Origin of the sequence: Paenibacillus ginsengarvi, from assembly GCF_003626695.1 — a bacterium.
Taxonomy (GTDB): Bacteria; Bacillota; Bacilli; order Paenibacillales; family NBRC-103111; genus Paenibacillus_AB; species Paenibacillus_AB ginsengarvi.
This window is the reverse complement of sequence record NZ_RBAH01000009.1, coordinates 132,192-151,615: the sequence shown is the minus strand read 5'-3', so window position 1 is coordinate 151,615 and position 19,424 is coordinate 132,192. Positions and strand designations below refer to the sequence as shown.

Sequence of the window (19,424 nt, the reverse complement as noted above, 5' to 3'; positions counted from 1 at the left end):
CTGCCGCGGCTAGTCCGGATGCTAAAAACCGGCATGACGAAAGGGAAGGGCTGCCAGCCGGATATCCGGAAGCAACCCTCACTTGTAGGAAGCGATTATTTATAACGTTTAATAAACTCGACCGCTTTGCGGATATCGACCTCAGGCTGATCGCCGACTTCGCGCTCGATCGTCAAATAGCCTTTGTAGCCGATATCGACAAGCGCCTTGAAGTAGGCGTCGAAGTCCACTTTGCCTTCGCCGAGCGGAACTTCCTTGAAAATTTCGCCGGAGCGCACCATCTCGGCGATTTTGCCGTGATCCATCGGCTCGTACCCGAGCGCGCCGTAAATTTCGCGCGGATCGACTTCTTTGAAGCGGATGCCGTCCTTCACGTGTGTATGCACGATATAGTCCTTCAGCGTATATACGCCTTGCACCGGATCGTCTCCGGTAACCATGACCATGTTGGCCGGGTCGAAGTTAACGGACACGCCTTTGCTGGACAACGTGTCGAGGAAGCTTTTCAGATGAGCCGACGTTTCCGGACCGGTTTCGATCGCGAAAAATCCGTCCATGCTGCTCGCATATTGGCTGAGCTCCTCGCACGCCTTCTGCATCGTTTCGAACAGTTCGCCGTTATGGTCCTGCGGAACGATGCCGATATGGGTCGTTACGATGTTCGTGCCCAAGTCTTTGGCGAGATCAAGGATACGCTTCGATTTCTCCACCTTGGCCGCATTCGCGGATTTATCCTGGAAGCCGTGACCGCCCAGATCGCCGCAAAGCGCGGAAATTTCCAGGCCGAGCGACTCGATATACGATTTCAATTCGCGGCGCGCCGCCGGAGACAAGTTCGCCGGGTCCATTTCTCCGCTGACCGCATAGATTTGAACGCCTTCCGCACCGACTTCCTTCGCTTTTTTCAGCCCTTCGCGAACGCCGATCCCGAAGCTGTCTACGATTACACCGATTTTGTTCGACAATGTCAATCGAATCTCTCCTCATCAATTGGAATTCGCCGAACCTGTTCATTCGGCAAAAGCTTCCGTTTCCATTAATAAAATAGAAGCTATGTTCCATTGTACTAATTTCGCATAGCAAAAACCAGTCCCCCCTCCGGATTAGAGAAAAGGACTGGTTTGGGCGATGGCAGGCTTAATAAGAAGCCGCAACTTTGCGAATCGCCTCGGCAACCTCGCGGATCGCCTGCTCGTCCGAGAGCAGCACGTTCTGGGTCAGCCACACCGCTTCGTTCTCGCACATCGTCTCGCAAACAGGGCATTCGTACGTACGGTCCTCCCCGGTCCACATCTTGGTCGTCTCTAGAATGGAGACGTTGCGGTTCAGCGGGACATAACCGGCGGAGAGCGGAACGCCCTCGGCGTTAACTTTGCGGATAAAATCGGCTTTGGTCGCCTTGCCGGCTAATTTCTTATCCAGCTTGAACATGTACAAATGGTAAGCGTGACGCGTAATTCTCGCATCGTTATGCAGAAGCTTGACACCGGAAACTTCGGCCAGCAGCTCATCCAGCAATTTTGCGCCGCGCTCCCGCCGCGTCATCTGCTCCTCGAGCCGGGTCATTTGAGCCAGGACGATGGCTGCCTGAAACTCGGTCATCCGGTAGTTTTGGCCGAACCGCTCGTGCTGATACCAGCCGCCCGAAGGAATACGGCCGACGTTGCAGATGGACCACGCGTTCTCCCAATAGTCCCGGTTATTCGTCGTAATGATGCCGCCCTCGCCGGCGTTCAAGTTTTTGCTCGATTGCAGGCTGAATGTGCCGAGGTCTCCGATCGACCCTACGCCTTGTCCTTCCCAGGAAGCTCCGACCGCCTGGGCGGCATCCTCGATCAGCTTCAGCCCGTGCTCGGCCGCTATTTGTTTCAACCGTGTCATATTGGCCGGCGCGCCCGCCAAATGAACGGCAATGATCGCTTTCGTTTTCGGCGTGATGCGCTGAACGACCTTTTCCGGATCGATCAGAAGCGTATCTTCCTCAATATCGGCGAATACCGGAATAATTCCGTAAGCGAGCGCCGCAGAGGCGGTTGCTATGAACGTATACGGCGGCACGATGACCTCATCGCCCGGCTTTAATCCTGCTGCCTGTAAGGCTACTGTGATCCCTACCGTACCGTTGACAACGCTGACGGCGTGCGCGGCGCCATGCAGCTCGGCGAATTTGCGCTCCATTAGCGGGAGCTTCGGTTCGTATCCGGGCTTCCCTCCGCCTCCGGCGCCTCCCCATTTGCCCGATTCGAGCACTTCCTTCAATAGCTCCATTTCAAGCTCGCCGTAGATCGGCCACTGTGCCAAAGGAGATCTAAGCCCCTTGCTTCCTCCGTCAATCGCCAGTTTTTCCATGTTGGTTCACTCCTGTCGTAATCGCCGTTTCCTGAACCGGATGCGGCTTTTACATACAGTGTAGAGCAATCGAAGGCGGCCCGTATGCCAATTCCGACACCGGATTGGACATTTGCGAGAGGAATAGAGGCATGTCCGCATACAAAAATCGCCCTGCGGCAGCTTCTGAAGCAACCTCGGGCGTATCGGACTTTACATTTCAGATTCGGTTTTGTTTATCCACCAGCTGCTGCTGAGCCATACGGATCATTTCGCGCACCATCGCCCCGCCGATTTGTCCGCCGATTTTGCCGGCGTTCTCGGTCGTGAGCTGGCCGTTATTCCCCGGCGATAGAGGAATGCCGAGCGATCGCGCGACTTCGAACTTCACCTGATTCGGCTCCGCCGGACTGACGGCATAACCTTCCTGCTCCATCACCTTAGCCTTGAACGAATCGAGACTTCGGCCGGCTCCGGGAACGACGGGCGAATGGCGGCTTCGTCTTCTAGCCATATCGAATCACCTCATCAGTAAGGTGTCCAGATCGCGTTCGGCATATACGAAGATAGATGAAAATATGCGCTCATCCAATTGCTTCTGCTCGGCATAACGCCTTTTTCCCTGTATAATAGATAAGGAGATCATAACAGAAGTAAGGGGAACCCTGATGAATATTGCATTCTTTCTTATACCTAAACACGAAGTCGTATGCCTGACTTCGCAGTCTACGCTTCGCCAGGCGCTGGAGCGTATGGAGTTTCACCGCTACACGGCCGTTCCAGTGCTGTCTGAGGAAGGACATTACATCGGCACGATTACGGAAGGCGATCTGCTCTGGTTTTTCAAAAACAGCACGGACGTTACGTTCGAGAACGCCCATCGCCATCATCTATCCGCCGTACCGATGCGGATGCAGAACAAGCCGGTTTACATCGATGCCAACATGACCGACCTGATCTCGAAAGCAACCGTGCAAAACTTCGTGCCGGTCATCGACGATCGCGATCAGTTTATCGGCATCGTACCGAGAAGCGCCATCATCGAATATTGCTCAAGACAGCTGTTCAACGCGTCCGCAGCTTCAACCCAATCCAGGTAACAGCTTCGTCTTCACCCCAAAGGAGATGTCAACCCAAGACGTCTCCTTTTTGCTTTGACTGTGGCTCTACTCGAGCTACTCGTTCCTCAGCACCATATGAATATGGTCCTCCCATACCCCGTTTATTTTCAAATACCGATAAGCCAGTCCTTCCTCGTAAAAACCGAGCTTGCATACCACATTCATCGACGCTTCATTCCGCGGCATAATATTCGCCTCGATCCTGTGCAGGCCAAGCTCCTCGAACGCATAGCGGACCACCTCCCTTACAGCCTCCGTCATGTAGCCGATCCGCAGTTCCGACTGATCCAGCTTATACCCAAGATGGCAAGACAAGAACGCCCCCCTGACGATGTTGGAGAGCGTCACCGTTCCGATCGCCCGCTCTGGTTGTTCCGTTTTGAAGATCCACAATTTTATCATCGATCCGGTTTTTATGAGCTCCGCTTCATTTCGTAACACGCGCGTCTGCGACTCGATCGTAAAGTATTCAGGCTCACGTGCAGGCTCCCACGGGGCTAGAAACGCCCGGTTTCTTGTTACATAATCCAGCGCAAGATCAGCATCCGCTTCCTCAAGCACACGCAGAACGAGCCGTTCGGTTTGTAAAGCGCTCTTCACTGACTTCTCCCCTTCTCTTTTTCCTAATCATTTGCATCCGCCGATTTTGCAGTCGGGCCTTCCTCATGTTATCGTAGACGTAAGCAGCGGATTCCATGCGAATAAGGAGGAATGTTCTGTATGTACTGCCCGGTATGCGATAATGTAAAAATGCGTGAAGTGCAAAAAGACGACATCTTGATCGACATCTGCCCCGCTTGTAAAGGTGTCTGGCTTGACCGCGGAGAGCTCGACAAGCTGATGGAGGGCGTCCGTGAGGTGCGCGAGCCGTTCAACAAATGGTACGGCGATCACGACCAGGAGCGGTCGAGAAAACCGGTGTATGAGGATCGGCCTACGTATTCTCACGAAGAGAAGAAGCATGATTCCCACTATCCGAAGTATAAAAAGAAAAAAAATGTAATGGATATATTCGGAGATTTGTTCGACTAAGTCATATACGATTTTCCTAATAAAAGCCAAAAAGTCGCGATTATCGGCAATCGCGACTTTTAATCGTATAGGAATCAAAATATGAAATCGTCGTCGGTCAGTTGCTCCACGTTCGTCGCCCGCACGTAGCCGTTTCCTTTTTTGGAGAAAAAGTCGTGCTGCTTCGTTCGTGTGCTGATGCCGTTAAACACGATCGGATTAACGTCCTCTTCCGGGAACGCGGGCTCGAGTCCCATGTTCATCAGCGCTTTATTGGCGTTGTAGCGGACAAACTTCTTCACCTCGTCCACAAGTCCGACAGCCGAATAAAGCTCCTCCGTATACAACTCCTCATTGCGGTGCAAATAGTGCAGCAAGCCGTGGAACGTCTCCAGCGCATCCTGCCGATCGTCCTCATCCAGCTCGTTATACAGCTCCTGCGCCAGCACGCCCACATACAACCCGTGAATGCTCTCATCGCGCAGGATCAGGTCGATAATCTCGCCGCTGCTCGTCATTCTCCCCTGTCCGGCCAAATAGAGCGGGTAGAAGAAGCCGCTGTAGAACAAGTAGCTTTCGAGCAGGACGGAAGCGCCCATCGCAAGATACAAGTCTTTGCGCGTCTCGATCGATTGGTAATATTGCGAGATCGTCTCCGCCTTCGTTTGCAGGCACCGATTCTGTTCGACCCAGCGGAACACGCCGTCGATCTCCTCGGTCGTAGCCAGTGTCGTGAAGATACTGCTGTACGACTTCGCATGAATCTGCTCCATCATGCCCATAAAGCCGAGTACCGCTTTGCGCTGCAGCCCTTCCACATGCTCCATGATCTTCGGCATACCGACGCCGCCCTGAACCGTGTCGAGCAGCGTCAGTCCTCCAAGTACCTTCATGTATAGCTCGCGCTCGTTATCGTCTAACGTCATCCACGACATTTTGTCGTCGGATAACGGGATTTCCTCGTCGGTCCAAAACTGCATAATATTTTGACTCCAGAACGTGCTGGAGAAGTCGTCGTCCGGCCGGTTCCAGTTTACGGCTTTGATCGGACCTTTACCGCTAGCGTTCATCCCCTCTTCTCCTCTCGCCAAGCTGGTGCGGATCGTGCCTTTACACCGAACAGCTGATGCATTCTTCGACGGACAACCGGTTTGTTCGGGTGTAGTACAGCGATTTTAGTCCTTTTTTTGCCGCATAAACGTAATAGCGGGCCAACTGCCTCGTCGTGACGTCGCTGTTGACGTGCAGCACCGTCGATATGCCCTGGTCGACGTGAGCCTGTATTTCCGCGATCAAGTCCAGCACCTTGAACTGGTCCATGTTATATGCGGACTTGTAATAGAAGAAGTTCGTTTTGTTCATGTACGGCATCGGGTAATACGTCGTCGAGTTTGCATACGTGCGGGTTTCGATCTGCTCGACGATCGGCATGACGCTTGAGGTCGCGTTCTGGATGTACGAGATGCTTTGCGTCGGCGCGATGGCCAGCCGGTAGGCGTGATACAGCCCGTGCTCGCGAACGAGCGCCTTCAGCGCGCTCCATTCTTCCGGCGAAGGAAGCGGAATGCCTTCGAACAACGCCTTGACCACAGTAGAAACGGGACGGAAATCTTCCCGCTCATACCGCTCGAAGTAGGTGCCCTTCGCATATTCGCTCTTCTCGAAACCGTTAAACTTGGCGCCACGGGAACGGGCGATATCCATGCTTTTCTCCAGCGAATAATAGTTCATTGCCATGAAAAACGCGCGGGCAAATTCCTTCGCTTCATCGCTGTCATAAGCGATGCAGTTCTTGGCTAAATAACCGTGCAGATTCATCGCGCCGAGACCGACCGAGTGCAGCTCGCGGTTCGCTTTGGCAACACCCGGGGCGTTCGTAATCTGGGTCATGTCGCTGACCGCCGTCAAGGCGATCATTCCTTCGTGCACCGATTCGCGGATTTTGCGCCGCTCCATGACATTCGCAATGTTGAGCGAAGCGAGGTTGCAGCTAATGTCGCGCCGGATCGTATCCGCCATGCCGTAATCGCCGATTTCCGACGTTTCCTGCAACTGGAATATTTCCGTGCACAGATTGGACATTTTGATCGTTCCGATATCTTTCAGCGCATGGCCGTGGTTGGCATTGCTCCGATTCATGATGTACGGATAGCCGGACTCTAGCTGGATCGTAGCGATTTTGACGAGCATGTCGCGAGCGCTCATCACGATTTTCTTCTTCACCCGGTCGTCGGCCAGCAGCTTGTCGTACATGTCGTCCATGTCCATATCGTCCAGATGAACGCCGTAGGCGCGATAAACGGAGTAAGGAGCGAATACGTGCAGCGGCTCGCCTCGCTCAGCCAGCGTATAGAAATGGTTCGGCACGATCAGGCCGATCGATAACGTCTTGAGCCGTGTTTTCTCGTCGGCGTTAATCTTTTTGCTGTCGAGAAACTCCATGACATCCCAGCCGAAAATGTTGTAATACCCCGCTCCCGAGCCTTTGCGCTGCCCCATCTGGTCGGCGTACGAGAAGGCATCCTCCATCAGCTTCAGCACTGGCATAATCCCCTTCGCCGCGCCTTCCACGCCTTTGATCGCCTCGCCGCGTCCGCGCAGCTTGGACAAGTTAACCGCCACGCCGCCGCCGATCTTGGACAGCTGCATACATGTACCGATGCCGTAATTGATCGCGTTCAGCGAATCGTCAAGCTCGAGTAGGAAGCAGGATACCATCTCGCCTCTGCGGCTTTTCCCGGCATTCAGGAAGGTCGGCGTCGCAGGCTGCAGACGGCGCTCCATCATCGATTCCGTAAGCGCCTTAGCCGCGTCCATATGGCCTTGCGCAAGATGGAGCGCCACGATGGCGACCCGATCCGGAAAATGCTCCAAGTATAAAGAACGGTCGTTGCTCTTGACCGCGTAATCCGTATAAAATTTCGATGCGGCCATGTACGACGGGAACTCGAAACCGTACCCGTGAGCGATTCCGTATATGTACTCCACTTGCTCCAGCGTATACGACTCCAGTACATTTTCGTAGAAATCGTTGTCAATCATATAGCGGATTTTTTCGGCCGTATTGGCGAATTTGGCACACTTCCGCTCCACTTCCTCCATGAAGGCGTCAACCGCCTCCCGGTCCTTGTCCAGTTGGAAAAATCCTTCCTCATCGCGCTGCATAAGCATGTTGTTCAGCTCAATATGCCGCAACTGCATTCACCCCTCGTACGAAGCTTTCAACATCTTTCATCGTTCCGGCCAGCTCGAACTTGCTGATAATTGGTACACGATACATCTCAGCAATCCGGTCCGCGCTGCGAGCGAAGCCTTGTCCCCAATTGCGGTTGCCGCTGGCGGAAACTCCGACAAGCCTCGTATGGTTCCGCTCCAGAAACGACAGCGTATTCTCCGGAGCCTGGCCGAATCCCGTCGTATAAGTAACGAGCACGAAAGGCTCCTCTATAATCATCTCGTTATCGACCGAAACGGCCGGCATGTTCAGCTTGCTTACAAACCTCTTCACATTCCCGGTCCTTGAATCGTAAACGATCATCATCTTGTCATTCATCCCCTCTCTACGAACCCGGGGCGCACCCAGTGTTTATCACTTGCGGAGCCGTCCGTCATGAACCGTTGATCCTGTAATTCCGATAATCCCGTCCGCACCCTGCCGAATCGCGCATGAAAAAAACGCATCGGCGACAGAGCCGTATGCGCCGAACGCATGCATGTAAAAGACAGGTGTGCAGCATGACGACGTAACGGACACCGTACCTATCGACCGTAGGGTTCGTGTCAGTAGCGGGCAGGTCTCCTGGCTCGGGAATCCGGCGACTACGGTCCTTCCTTCCCAGCCTGAAGCCAGTGGCCTGTGAACCGAAATCTACTCCCTTACAGTGGCGGGACCGCGCCGGTTTCGCACCGGACTTCCCTATTAAGCTTATACGTCCGCTAGACGAAAAAGCACCCGTTACACCAATATGTAGTTTGTATTTAATAATTTATATCAATATATTGTGCGTGTCAATGTACGAACGTCCCTATTTTTCTATCTTAGGGGGTTGACTTTTGGCGATGACTTTCCCCGCTTGGGGTTCCGGCGTTATGAAAATTTCTACGAAATGTTTTTCATAAATAGACAGAAACGAACCAAGATCGCCGGTCTTGAGGCGACGATCTTCGGTCCGCAGAGCCCCATTTAAATAACATAATCGAGCACGTATTCCTCGTCCCGGCGGAACGATTTCGTACCCGCGAGAGGCGGTGTATACAGGTGAAGGGAAACGGCCCTCCGGTTCCCCGGGTTGATCATTTGATGCACTTGCCCGTTTGGCGCGAGCACAATCTGGCCCTCCTTGACGAGCGCTTGCGAGGCGAATGTCGTCTCGCCTAGATCGTTAAGCGTGTAAATTGAGTTCAGGATAGAGCCTTCCATTACTTGAGCGCAGCCGATCGAACTGCCGTGATCGTGAATAAACGTTTTCCGGTAAGCCGGAATATGCACAACGATCGCCTCCACGTAAGCGGAGCGAAACAGGACGTTGCGTCCGTACGGCAAATGTTCCGGCTCCGTAACGTACGGAGCAATCAGCTCCTTCGTACCTTGCAGTGTACCGAGCGCTTCCTGCAGGCCATGTAGGCTCGGCTGCCGCAGCTTCAGCAGCGCTTCCGTTAACCGTTCCAAGAAAAGCATGAGTAAGACACCCTCCCTAAGATCCAGGCCGTCGTATGCCTTACTCTTGTATATGTGACGATTCCTTGTACGGTTCGGGCGGACATGCCGTTCCTAAGCGTTATAGATTCAATACGCGTACGGGCTCTCCGTCCAAGTAGGCGCGTATATCGTCCACGATATCGCGGTAGAACGCCTCGTAGCTCGCTTGCGTCACGTAGCCGATATGAGGCGTCGCCAGCACGTTCGGCAAGGTGCGGAAAGGATCGTTCTCCGGCAGCGGCTCCGTCTCGAACACATCGAGCCCGGCTCCCGCAATTCGGCCGTCCCGCAGAGCCTCGAGCAGTGCCGCCTGATCGACGATCGGCGCCCGGGACGTATTGATCAAATAAGCGGTAGGCTTCATCAGACACAGCTCCCGTTCGCCGAGCAACCCCCTCGAACGTTCGCCGAGCACGAGGTGGATGGAGACGATATCGCTTGTTCGCAGCAGCTCTTCCTTCGAGGCGGCAAGCTTAACTCCCGACTCGGCGGCCATTTGTTCGGTCAAGTTCGGGCTCCAGGCGGTCACCTCCATACCGAAAGCTTCCCCGACCTTGGCGACCTGGCTGCCGATCCGGCCCAGCCCGAGCAGACCGAGCCGTTTGCCGTACAGATCCCCGCCGATGCTGCTCTGCCACGGACCGTTATGGCGCAGCGCCTCGTTCTCCGGCACGATATGCCGCGCCAAACCCAGGATGAGCGCCCAGGTCAGCTCCGCCGGACCGCGTCCTCCCCCGCTCGTGCCGCAAACGGTAACGCCGTACTCGCCGGCCGCGGCCAAATCGACGGACTGGTTGCGCATTCCCGTTGTTACGAGCAGCCTCAGCTTCGGCAGCTTGGCGAACAGGGAAGCGCGAAACGGCGTCCGCTCGCGCATGATGACGACGATCTCGCAGTCCCCGATGGCGGCTGCCAGTTCGTCCTCGGATTCAAAATGACATTGAAACGATCGTATGTCCAGTCGGTCCCGAAGCGGAGCCCAGTCGGCCATACGCATCGCCACTTGCTGATAATCGTCCAAAATGGCGCAATTCAGCATCATGCTTGTCCTCCCTCCGAATCCTCAATAGAAGCGCCCGCTCCTGCGTCAGCGGCAGGCAGCTCGTCTCCGGTAGCGCTGCGGTAACAGTAAGCAAGCAGCAGACACATCTCATGCCACTGAATCTTTTGCAGCAGCTCCTCAGCCGCCGCATCCTGCCCCTGTCCGTCTGCTATCATCTCCACAGCGTCGACGAACCGCGACGGGTCCCACTCGGCGGAAGCGGCCAGATCCGCCAATGCCGATTGCACCCGGCCGTCCCGGATCGCAGCTAAACCGGACGGCTCGTTCAACAGCCGAACAGCCTTTTGCCGCAGCGCCGGATAGATCGGATGCCGCCCCACGCGCCGCATCCAATATTTCGAATTCCAGTAGTCGCCCTCCATCCGGTGCATAATCCCGTGCCAATAGCTGCCTGCCGGTGTTTCGATATTTTGCGATAAGGTGTGAGAAGCGTCCAAGCTTTCATTGCATAAATATAGGCCGGCCACAAAGGACAGGCCATCCGCACGGCTACCCGCTTGCAGCGAAGCCGTCCACGCCCCGGACCGGCTGGCTATCGCCGCGTCGAGGTCCTTGTCCCATACCGCCTCAGGCTTCAGCGACGGAAGCGGCTTGCGGGCGGCAAGCGTCTGTATCAGATTATTCATTCCTGCAATCCCCCCTCTGTTTTCCTTATGCCATTCGTAATGCCGAATAACGGCACCTCCTTACCATAGGTGCCGTTCGCAAGATGCATCATGCGATTATAAAGCGCGAACCATGCCTCCGTCGACGAGAACCGCCTGCCCGGTTACATATGTATTGGCGAACGAGCCGAGGTATACGATCGTTTTGGCGAACTCCTCGGGCGTGCCGTAACGCCCCAGCGGAATTTGGTTCAAATGCTGAGAGCGGATTTGCTCCTCCGTCGCTCCTCTGCGCTCCGCCGCGATCCGGTCCAGTTCGACGATCCGGTCGGTCTCGATGCGCCCCGGACCTACCGTGTTAACAAGGATGGAGTCTTTGCCCAGCTCGGCGGACAAGCTTTTCGTCAGGGCATAAACCCCCGCGCGGAATACGTTCGATAAAATCAGGTCCGGAATCGGCTGCTTCACCGATACCGACGTCAAATTCACGATGCGGCCGCCGCCCTGTTGCCGCATAAACGGCAGCGCTTCGCGGATAAGGCGGACGACGCTCATCAAATTTTGCTGAAAAGCGGCTTCCCAAGCCGCATCGTCGAACTGATCGAAGCCGCCTCCCGGAGGGCCTCCCGCATTCGTTACGAGCACATCGAGACGCCCCGTCCAGTCGATAGCCGTACGAACGATTTCGGTTATATGGTCCTTCCGGTTCACATCCGCCACAACCGCGCGCACTTCGCGGCCCGTCTGCCGCAGGATATCGGCCTTCGCTTCATCCAAGTGCTCTTGATTGCGGCTCGCAATGACGACGTTTGCGCCTTCCCGGGCGAACTGCACGGCGCTCGCCTTGCCCAGCCCTTTGCTTCCCGCCGTCACGATTACCGTTTTGTCTGCCAAATGCAAATCCATGTGGAAGGTCGCTCCTTAAAAAAGTTTATTTTTCTCGCTCTGGGTCAGTCTGCGCGCGGGAATATCCAGCAGCAGCTTGCCCTCGGCAAGCCCCCATATACGCGACGCATGGCGTTCGGCGATTTCCAGACTTTGCGTGGCGGCGATGACGATCATGTCATGCTCCTTGCATAGCGTCCGCAAATCTTGCAGCACCTTCGCCGCCGACTCGGGGTCCAGCCCCTTCGTAGGCTCGTCGGCGAGGATGACTTTGGCCCCGGAAGCGAGCGCTTTCGCGATGGCGACACGCTGCTGCTCGCCTCCGCTGAGCTTTTCCGCCGGCAGCATTTTCGCTTTGTCCAGCAGCCCGACCCGCTCCAGGTAATCCATCGCCAAAATATGCTCGCTTGTCGAGATCGTTCCCGTCAGCTTCCGCCATAGCGGGAGCTGAAAAAAACGGCCGCTGAACACGTTTTTGAGCGCATTTTTTTTCGGATGCAGCGCCGGCTTCTCCTCGAGAAACGCCCATTCCCTGCGCAGCTTGAACCGGTCTCCCCACTTTTTGTAGCTGAGCTCGGATCCGTCTATGATGAGCTGACCTTCGGTCCATGGCTGCTGAAGCGCCATACAGTCGAGCAAAGTCGATTTGCCGCTCCCGCTCGCTCCAATCAGGACGACGAATTCGCCCTTGTCGACTTGGAAACTTACTTTGGACAATACCGTTTGCCCGTCGACCCATGTTTTCGTCAAGTTTCGTACGATAATCATTCCCGTATCCTGGCTCCTTCTGCCGCGACGAATGAGGTAACAGATGTTAGGCGACCGTTTCGCGGATGAGTCGTTTCAGGTCCATTATATCACGATTTGCCGGACGGGGAAGAATGAACGGGTATTCCGGGGAGCGCGCCGCGTCTCTTCTCTCGCTTCTTTATCATGATTACCTATAAATTTTATTGTTATTATATATTATACCAATAAGACGAAATCTGTTATTGTCGTGTTTATACAAGTGAAATCGGGAGGGAATCAGTTATGTCTGTTTATGACTATCAAGTGAATACGATTACCGGAGAAGCCGCCGAATGGTCCGCGTACCGGGGAAAGGTTCTCCTGATTGTGAACAGCGCCAGCAAATGCAGTTATTCCCGGCAATTTGCCGGACTTCAGCGGCTTTATGAACGTTATGCCGAACGAGGATTTGCTGTTCTTGCGTTTCCATGCAACCAGTTTAACGGAAAGGAGCCCGGGAGCGGGTCGGAAGCGCGGGAGTACTGTTTAAGCCAATTCGGACTCACGTTCCCATTATTCGAGAAGATCGAGGTTAAGGGCCCGAACGCTCATCCGTTATTTTTATTTTTGACCGGGCAAGCTTCGTTTCGTGGATTGAATACCGATACTGCCGAAGGTCAAAACATGCAAAGCTTTCTGCTGCAAAACGACCCCGATCTGTACGCTGACGACGGGATCAAATGGAATTTCACCAAATTTTTAATTGATCGGAGCGGTCAAGTGTTCGGCAGATATGAAACAACAACAGAACCGATTGAACTAGAGCCGGTGATCGAGTCGTTGTTGTAAAGTCAAGCTAACGGACGCACCTGTCTAAAGCGTAAAGCGCAAAAAACGCCCACACATCCAAGTGTAGGCGCTTTCTTGAACCGTATCAGTTAGAAGCGGACTGCTCCTCCGGAGCAAACAGCGGATTTTGCCGGAACGCTTCCTCCAAAATCTCGATCTGCTGACGAACATGATCCGGCGTAACCGTAAGCGGTTTCCCTTCGGTCAGCGTATCGTGCAGCATATGGTAAAAGGCGATTGCCGGAGCCGGGTATGCTTCTCCTTCTCCCGATTTCCAGCTTCCCGTATGCCAGGTCAGCTCTTCCCTGCAGTATACCGGCTTGCCGTCGGCGTTGCTGAGCGGTTCTGTAATCAGCTCGCGGTGCGGCGCTTCCTCCGGCTTGAAATATCTCCATTCGATTCCGGCATTCGTTGCTTTCAGCCCGCCATTTTTCCCTTGAATCTGGTAGGTCGGCCCGGGATAAGCGTTGCAGCTCGAAATCTCGATATCGACGAGCGGTTTGCCGGGACTGTTCAGGAGCAGCTTGCAAAAGTCTTCCGCGTCGCCGAAGCTGTTTGCGCTATCCATGCGGCACATGACGTTTGGAGTCGTCTCGGCGGCGAGCCATTGCAGCGACAAATCGACAAAGTGAACGCCCGTGTTCATCAGGCTGCCGCCATTTTTCGCTTTTAGCGTTTGCCAATCCCAGCGCCGGGCGAACGAACTGGCTGAGATGGAGATTTGGACGATTCGGCCGAGCACGCCCGATTGGAGCACTTTATTGATTTCCTGAATGACCGGAAAATAACGATACTGCTGGAAAATGGCGATTACTTTGCCTGCTTTTTTGGCGGCGGCGACGAGCTGGTCCACTTCCTCCGTCGTGCGGGCAAGCGGCTTCTCGCAGAGCACATGGAAGCCAGCTTCCAGCAGCTCCAGCGAAACAGGAACGTGCAAATGACTCGGCGTCGCATTTACGATCAGGTCCAGATCGGTTCTTTTCATCATGTCGCGGTAATCGCTGTATGCTTCGCAGCCATAATCCCGGATCGCTTTCTCCCGTCTTTCCTCCATCGCATCGGAGACGGCTACAATCGTAAATTTGTCGCCGATCTTTTTCAGCGTTTCGGCGTGAATTTCTCTGCCGCTCCGGCCTTGACCGATAATGCCCACTCGAACGTTGCTCGAACTCAAGGACTTCCACTCCCTTTATCGGATATGTACAACCAAGCCTGCCAAACAATGTCATTATACTACTTCTCCACATTCTGTAAACGAAAAATGACACAAAATTTGCGTGATTTTCAAAGCTCAGGTTATATCAAAAAAAATGAAAACCACCTTTGGTGAAAAGGCGGCTCCCGATATGCGGCGCAATCAAATCGTAATCGTTTCCTTGCTTTTCAGCGGATAACATTCGATATCGCGCTCGCCCAGCATGGCGGCAAAACGGTTCGCGTCCTGGCGAATTACCGGAAACGTATCGTAGTGGAGCGGAATGACCCGCTTCGTTCGCAGCCACTGGGCCGCGTATACGGCGTCTTCCGGTCCCATCGTGTAATTGTCTCCGATCGGCAGCGCGGCCAGGGCGATATCGTTCATCTCGCCGATCAGTTTCATATCGCCGAATAGCGAAGTATCTCCGGCATGATAGATCGTAGTACCGCCGGACGTCAGCAAAATACCCGCCGGCTGACCGGCATACAAATAGCGATCTCCTTCCCTGAGCGAAGAGCCGTGAAACGCCTTCGTAAATTTGATGCGGAAGCCCTCCATCGTATGCGCTCCCCCGATATTCATCGCATGAGCGCGGGCTCCGAGCCGGATACAGTGCATCGCCAGCTCAAACACGGCTACGATCGGACAATTGTTCGTCATCGCGATCTCGATGCTGTCGCCGAAATGATCGTCATGGGCGTGCGTCAGCAGCACCGCGTCGACCTCGATGTCTTTCGGAGAAACGCCCGACGCCGGATTGCCGGACAAGAACGGATCGATGATGACCTTTTTGCCTTCGCTCTCCACATACAAGCAGGAATGACCGAAATATGTAATGTCCATATACGCAAATTCCCTCTTTCATCCATATTGGAAGACACAGCTTCATTGTACATAAAAACAGGCCCGGTAGCCAACTATACGAGATGGAGGTGTTACATCCTATGACAACATCCAAGCGCCGTAAAGAAAACGCGTGGAAAATCCGCAAGCAAACGCCGCACCCGCACGGAAAAATTACTTCGCTCAAGGAATTGTCCGATCATCACGATCAAGGATAGCCCCCAGCCACTCGTTAAAAAACGAAACCCCGATTCAAATGACGTCGATTCGGCTCATTTTCGAACGGGGTTTCGTTTTATATCAAACCAAAAAACTCAGCTTTGCTTGCCGATATTGTTCGCCGAGGGCGGAAAAGCTTTCGCCTTGTCCGGGTGCAGCGTGCGCGCTTCTTCCTTCATGCTGGACATATTTTGCTGTTCCTTGAACGCTTTGCGCCGATGATGGGGCATCTTCTGCCACCTCCTGTATGAACAAAGTCAACCGTTTGACTAGCCGAAACTTATCGTTCCTTCTGCTTGCCGGGCAGCTTCCGGTCCGGATCGCCCTTGCCGTGCGTTCTCCGGTTTTTCTCGTCCTTCGCCTGCGTCTCGTGAAGCTTGTTCAAGTACGCTTTCGTATCGTCCATACCCCTCTGCTTCCTCCTTCCGTCGGGAAAGACTTCGCTTATAGGATAACCATTAACCAATAGGAATACGTCGCACCTGCACTTGTCAATTCATACATAAAAAGAAAAGCTCCCTTCGCTTGAGGCGAAAGGAGCGGAACAACGGCTTAACACAAAACCTTACACTTTTTGCCGGAAAAAGTTCCAGCCGCCTAGCTTCTCCGGGTTGCCCTTGTCGTCCGCCAGCAGCGCTTCGTATTGCGTCGCCACTTTGCGAAATGCTTCGACATACTGATCGATCAGCTCCGGCCGGAAATGCTTGAACCACGGCAGCGAGTACACGCGCGCGGCAATACCTTCCGATACCGGCAAGGCTCCTTTCGGCTGGCGCAGGTCGCGGGACGCATTGGCAATGATCGTCGGCTTGCCATGACCGTATACGTCGGCGTCATGCTGAAGCGGATGCAGATGAAGCGGCAGGTTGCAGCCCGGAGCTATGCCGACGCCTTCCGCGCGAACGGCTTCGCAAAAACGAGTTACCGATAAGCCGCCGAGCTCTTCCGGCACGTAGTGGCCGTGCGTCGCATACCAGCCGCCCATCGTGCTGCCCGAATTCTTTGCAGGACGATGCGCTCGGAGGCCCGGAACGCCCTCCAGCGAATCCCAGAAATAATTCATCGCTTTATCGATTTCAGCGATTCTCTCGTCGTAATATTTCAATTGCACGCGGCCGACCGCCGAGCTGACTTGATGCATCCGGAATTTGTATCCGCCCAGCGGCAAACCGATAAACGGCTGAAGGCTCGGCGTTTGGATGTCTTGATTGTTCCGCTCGTAATGTCCGAACGCGATCGCCCGCTCGTAAATTTCCTGATCATTCGTGACTAAGATGCCGCCTTCGCCGATGGCGAACGATTTGCCTGCCATAAGCGACATCGCGCCGACATCGCCGATCGTTCCGACTCTGTGCCCTTTATAGTAGCCGCCTTGCGCATGGGATACGTCTTCGATGACTTTCAAATTATGCTTTCTCGCAACTTCCATAATCGGGTCCATATCGGCCGGGTGGCCCAAATAATGGACGACTACGATCGCTTTCGTCCGCTCCGTAATCCGATGTTCGATGTCGTTCGGATCGAGACACAGCGTAACCGGATCGATCTCGGCGAACACAACGGACGCTCCGAGCGAATAAGCCGGCAGCGCGGATGCCCAGTAGGTGACGCTCGGACAAATAACCTCATCGCCTACGCCGATACCGCAGCCGTAAAAAGCGCCGAGCAGCGAGCTAGTGCCGTTATTGAACCCTAGCGCGTAATCCATCCCGAGCCATTCGGCGAATTCCTTCTCGAATTTCTTGGTAATGTCCGTTCCCGACATCGCGCCGTCGCGCAGCACTTGAACCGCGGCCGCTTCATCCTCTTCGGTAATAATCGGCCATTTGAACATATCCTCGTGAGGTCCTGTTACCGCTTTCGGTCCTCCGAATAATCCGAGCTTTTCCGTTCCGATCATCGTATTCGCTCCCCTTTATCCCTATTATTAGATTTCATTTAAAGGCTTGCCGCCCAGCAAACGAATAATGCTATCCGGGTGCTCATCCCTAGTTGTGAAGGCAGCCTTCGCACCGTCGCTGCGGTATTTCACTTCGCGCCGAAACGGGGAATTCATCTCCAGCAACGCAAACTGTTCCCGGTTCTCGATAAACCGGCGAACCGCCCTTTCCGCCCCTTCGCGAATGTACGCCCTTGCCTGATCCGGGTGAAGATGGATCGCCCCGTTATTGCGCGCTTTATAGCCCTCCGTATTGAACTCGTCTCCCTTGCCCGGCATGACGCCCCGTTTGACCGCTACCGTCTCGATGCCGGGAACAAGAGCGGCCGCTTCCGCGCAGAACGCTTCATCGCCCGCGCCGAAGATCGAGCGGATGCCGAGAAAGGCGCCGCACATCGCCAGCTGTCCGAATTCGCCGACCGATACGCCATTGATCGTATAATCGATGACGTTGAACCAGCCGGTATGCGCCATTTGGGCAAAAGGAGTGCCCGCTTTCGCATGTTGGCCTACCCAGGCAATCGCATCGAAGGAAGGCTCCAGCATCGAGTAATAGTTGCCGTGATACGGTCCTCTCATAAACCGGGCGCGCGAATCGAGCAGCAAATGATTGATGCCGCCGTAGCCGTGCCCGTCCACGACAAGAAATTCCGTAGCGCCTCCGGCCGCGAAACCTTCGATCGCCGCATTCGTTTCCAGCGTCAGCAGCTTTTTGCCTTCCTCGTAATACATGCCGCCGGGAACAACCCAATCGTCGTGATTGATCATTCCCGCTACGCCCTCCATATCGGTCATGACCAGCATTTTCATGGCCGTAACCCTCCCTGAACGCGGATTATGTTATGGCTGCTTCCCTTTCTCGTATGTAACTATATAATATAAAGAAAGAGCGCATGTGACAGAACCGTTCTTACGATGTGTCATTTTTTATACGATATAAAAAGTTCGGTAAAGCGTTAACGGAACAAGATCCACTTTGTGGGGTTATCATATGGGGGAATTTTCAAATGAGTAAAATGAATTTCCCGGAATACCAGGAGCATATTGGCGGTTTGCAGGCGGCGGCGGACGGGCAGCACCGGTTTTTTATCAACATCGGAACGGTTACGCTTTCTCCTCTGCATCATCACGACTATGCGGAGCTATCGTTTTTCGTGGAAGGAACCGGCACGGAGCATATTAACGGCGTGACTCATCGCGTGGAGGCCGGCACGGCTTCATTTCTCCTTCCTCACCATATGCATATGCTGGAGAGCGATAGCGGGCGGACGATGAGCAAATACCGGTGCATGTTCGATCTGCAGCTGCTGTTCGGGGAACACGAAGACCCGGAGTTTTCCCGCCTCGTCTACGGGATTGGCACGACCTCGCCCTCGTTCGTCCAATTTGGCGGCGCCGCTGCGGAGCGCATGAGGCAAACGCTGGAACAGCTTCACGAGGAATACGCGCTGCCCGACAGCCCCGGAAGACGCCATATGATCCGGCTCAAGCTGAGCGAGGCGATGCTGCTGTTCATACGCGCTGGAGGCGATACCGGGAAGACAAGCCGCGAATGCGGACCGGACGAAACGATCAAGTTGTCGCCGCTGCTCCAATACGTGCATCTACATTATTCCGACAAGCTGACCTTGGAGGATTTGGCGCAAAAATTTCATTACAGCGTGCCGCATATAAGCCGTTCGTTCAAGGAGCACACGGGCAAGCGTTTTCACGAATATGTACGTCAACTCCGGATGGAGAGCGCCATCACGATGCTGCTGCATACGAATATGTCCGTTACCGACATCGCGGCGGCGGCCGGGTTCGACTCGTTCCGCACGTTCGCGCGGGCGTTCCGCGAGACGAATGGACAGACGGCCAGCGAGTTTCGCCGGACGATGCGTAAGGCACATTCAACGTAGGAAAAAAGTTGAAATCGCTTCGCTGAAACCTTTC

Annotated in this window: 23 protein-coding genes and 1 riboswitch; of the genes, 5 read left to right on the top strand and 18 right to left on the bottom strand. The window is 54.4% G+C overall.

Annotation, left to right across the window (positions count from 1 at the left end):
* Nucleotides 1-95 precede the first annotated feature (95 nt).
* From D7M11_RS14505 to D7M11_RS14495, 3 genes are all read right to left on the bottom strand, one after another.
* Nucleotides 96-971 (bottom strand): sugar phosphate isomerase/epimerase family protein, encoded by an 876-nt coding sequence (locus D7M11_RS14505; RefSeq protein WP_193556196.1) that lies wholly within the window; start codon nt 969-971, stop codon nt 96-98.
* Nucleotides 972-1,137: 166 nt separating this feature from the next.
* Nucleotides 1,138-2,349 carry a DegT/DnrJ/EryC1/StrS family aminotransferase gene (locus D7M11_RS14500; protein WP_120747950.1) on the bottom strand — a complete coding sequence of 404 codons (1,212 nt, stop codon included), beginning with the start codon at nt 2,347-2,349 and terminating at the stop codon, nt 1,138-1,140.
* Nucleotides 2,350-2,548: 199 nt separating this feature from the next.
* Nucleotides 2,549-2,842, bottom strand: coding sequence for an alpha/beta-type small acid-soluble spore protein (locus D7M11_RS14495; protein WP_120747949.1), 294 nt, complete (start codon nt 2,840-2,842; stop codon nt 2,549-2,551).
* 154 nt (nt 2,843-2,996) lie between these two features.
* Between D7M11_RS14495 and D7M11_RS14490 the strand changes: the two genes are divergently transcribed.
* Nucleotides 2,997-3,428, top strand: coding sequence for a CBS domain-containing protein (locus D7M11_RS14490; protein WP_120747948.1), 432 nt, complete (start codon nt 2,997-2,999; stop codon nt 3,426-3,428).
* A gap of 75 nt (nt 3,429-3,503) precedes the next feature.
* On the opposite strand, the gene D7M11_RS14485 is transcribed toward D7M11_RS14490, so the two are convergent.
* Complete coding sequence (locus D7M11_RS14485; protein WP_120747947.1) at nt 3,504-4,049, bottom strand: GNAT family N-acetyltransferase; 546 nt, start codon at nt 4,047-4,049, stop codon at nt 3,504-3,506.
* A 120-nt stretch (nt 4,050-4,169) separates the two neighbouring features.
* Between D7M11_RS14485 and D7M11_RS14480 the strand changes: the two genes are divergently transcribed.
* Nucleotides 4,170-4,481: a TFIIB-type zinc ribbon-containing protein gene (locus tag D7M11_RS14480; RefSeq protein WP_120747946.1), complete on the top strand. Its 312-nt coding sequence runs from the start codon at nt 4,170-4,172 to the stop codon at nt 4,479-4,481.
* A gap of 74 nt (nt 4,482-4,555) precedes the next feature.
* Here D7M11_RS14480 and nrdF read toward each other — a convergent pair whose 3' ends face one another.
* The 8 genes from nrdF to D7M11_RS14440 form a co-directional block, all read right to left on the bottom strand.
* Nucleotides 4,556-5,530 carry a class 1b ribonucleoside-diphosphate reductase subunit beta gene (nrdF, locus tag D7M11_RS14475; RefSeq protein WP_120747945.1) on the bottom strand — a complete coding sequence of 325 codons (975 nt, stop codon included), beginning with the start codon at nt 5,528-5,530 and terminating at the stop codon, nt 4,556-4,558.
* Between the two features lie 40 nt (nt 5,531-5,570).
* Nucleotides 5,571-7,655, bottom strand: coding sequence for a class 1b ribonucleoside-diphosphate reductase subunit alpha (gene nrdE / locus D7M11_RS14470; protein ID WP_120748058.1), 2,085 nt, complete (start codon nt 7,653-7,655; stop codon nt 5,571-5,573).
* Nucleotides 7,642-8,001: a class Ib ribonucleoside-diphosphate reductase assembly flavoprotein NrdI gene (nrdI, locus tag D7M11_RS14465; protein ID WP_120747944.1), complete on the bottom strand. Its 360-nt coding sequence runs from the start codon at nt 7,999-8,001 to the stop codon at nt 7,642-7,644. Before nrdI ends, nrdE begins: the two co-directional genes overlap by 14 nt.
* A gap of 231 nt (nt 8,002-8,232) precedes the next feature.
* A riboswitch (cobalamin riboswitch) is annotated at nt 8,233-8,431 on the bottom strand.
* 212 nt (nt 8,432-8,643) lie between these two features.
* Nucleotides 8,644-9,138 carry a cysteine dioxygenase gene (locus tag D7M11_RS14460; protein WP_120747943.1) on the bottom strand — a complete coding sequence of 165 codons (495 nt, stop codon included), beginning with the start codon at nt 9,136-9,138 and terminating at the stop codon, nt 8,644-8,646.
* Between the two features lie 100 nt (nt 9,139-9,238).
* Nucleotides 9,239-10,201, bottom strand: coding sequence for a D-2-hydroxyacid dehydrogenase family protein (locus tag D7M11_RS14455; RefSeq protein WP_120747942.1), 963 nt, complete (start codon nt 10,199-10,201; stop codon nt 9,239-9,241).
* Entirely contained in the window at nt 10,198-10,848 is a 651-nt protein-coding gene (locus D7M11_RS14450; protein WP_120747941.1) for a hypothetical protein, read from the bottom strand. Before D7M11_RS14450 ends, D7M11_RS14455 begins: the two co-directional genes overlap by 4 nt.
* Nucleotides 10,849-10,944: 96 nt before the next feature.
* Nucleotides 10,945-11,733, bottom strand: coding sequence for an SDR family oxidoreductase (locus tag D7M11_RS14445; RefSeq protein WP_120747940.1), 789 nt, complete (start codon nt 11,731-11,733; stop codon nt 10,945-10,947).
* A 15-nt stretch (nt 11,734-11,748) separates the two neighbouring features.
* Nucleotides 11,749-12,480: a phosphonate ABC transporter ATP-binding protein gene (locus D7M11_RS14440; protein ID WP_120747939.1), complete on the bottom strand. Its 732-nt coding sequence runs from the start codon at nt 12,478-12,480 to the stop codon at nt 11,749-11,751.
* 264 nt (nt 12,481-12,744) lie between these two features.
* Between D7M11_RS14440 and D7M11_RS14435 the strand changes: the two genes are divergently transcribed.
* A complete protein-coding gene (locus D7M11_RS14435) occupies nt 12,745-13,290 on the top strand; it encodes a glutathione peroxidase (protein ID WP_120747938.1) in 546 nt (181 codons plus the stop codon).
* Nucleotides 13,291-13,375: 85 nt separating this feature from the next.
* On the opposite strand, the gene D7M11_RS14430 is transcribed toward D7M11_RS14435, so the two are convergent.
* Nucleotides 13,376-14,464 (bottom strand): Gfo/Idh/MocA family protein, encoded by a 1,089-nt coding sequence (locus tag D7M11_RS14430; RefSeq protein ID WP_120747937.1) that lies wholly within the window; start codon nt 14,462-14,464, stop codon nt 13,376-13,378.
* Nucleotides 14,465-14,647: 183 nt separating this feature from the next.
* Nucleotides 14,648-15,331, bottom strand: coding sequence for a metal-dependent hydrolase (locus D7M11_RS14425; RefSeq protein WP_120747936.1), 684 nt, complete (start codon nt 15,329-15,331; stop codon nt 14,648-14,650).
* 101 nt (nt 15,332-15,432) lie between these two features.
* Between D7M11_RS14425 and D7M11_RS37345 the strand changes: the two genes are divergently transcribed.
* The gene (locus D7M11_RS37345) at nt 15,433-15,549 is read left to right on the top strand and encodes a DUF6254 family protein (protein WP_240041110.1); all 117 of its coding nucleotides are present in this window, start codon (nt 15,433-15,435) and stop codon (nt 15,547-15,549) included.
* Nucleotides 15,550-15,645: 96 nt separating this feature from the next.
* Here the strand turns inward: D7M11_RS37345 and D7M11_RS37745 are convergent, their stop codons facing one another.
* The 4 genes from D7M11_RS37745 to D7M11_RS14410 all read right to left on the bottom strand — a co-directional run bounded on the left by D7M11_RS37745 (nt 15,646) and on the right by D7M11_RS14410 (nt 18,299).
* Complete coding sequence (locus D7M11_RS37745; protein ID WP_275671696.1) at nt 15,646-15,780, bottom strand: hypothetical protein; 135 nt, start codon at nt 15,778-15,780, stop codon at nt 15,646-15,648.
* A gap of 50 nt (nt 15,781-15,830) precedes the next feature.
* Nucleotides 15,831-15,956 carry a DUF4023 domain-containing protein gene (locus tag D7M11_RS14420; RefSeq protein WP_120747935.1) on the bottom strand — a complete coding sequence of 42 codons (126 nt, stop codon included), beginning with the start codon at nt 15,954-15,956 and terminating at the stop codon, nt 15,831-15,833.
* A 159-nt stretch (nt 15,957-16,115) separates the two neighbouring features.
* Complete coding sequence (locus tag D7M11_RS14415) at nt 16,116-17,450, bottom strand: DegT/DnrJ/EryC1/StrS family aminotransferase (protein WP_120747934.1); 1,335 nt, start codon at nt 17,448-17,450, stop codon at nt 16,116-16,118.
* 27 nt (nt 17,451-17,477) lie between these two features.
* On the bottom strand, nt 17,478-18,299 hold the full coding sequence (locus D7M11_RS14410; protein WP_120747933.1) for a M55 family metallopeptidase: 822 nt from the start codon (nt 18,297-18,299) through the stop codon (nt 17,478-17,480).
* 197 nt (nt 18,300-18,496) lie between these two features.
* Between D7M11_RS14410 and D7M11_RS14405 the strand changes: the two genes are divergently transcribed.
* Entirely contained in the window at nt 18,497-19,390 is an 894-nt protein-coding gene (locus D7M11_RS14405; RefSeq protein ID WP_120747932.1) for a helix-turn-helix transcriptional regulator, read from the top strand.
* Nucleotides 19,391-19,424: the final 34 nt, after the last annotated feature.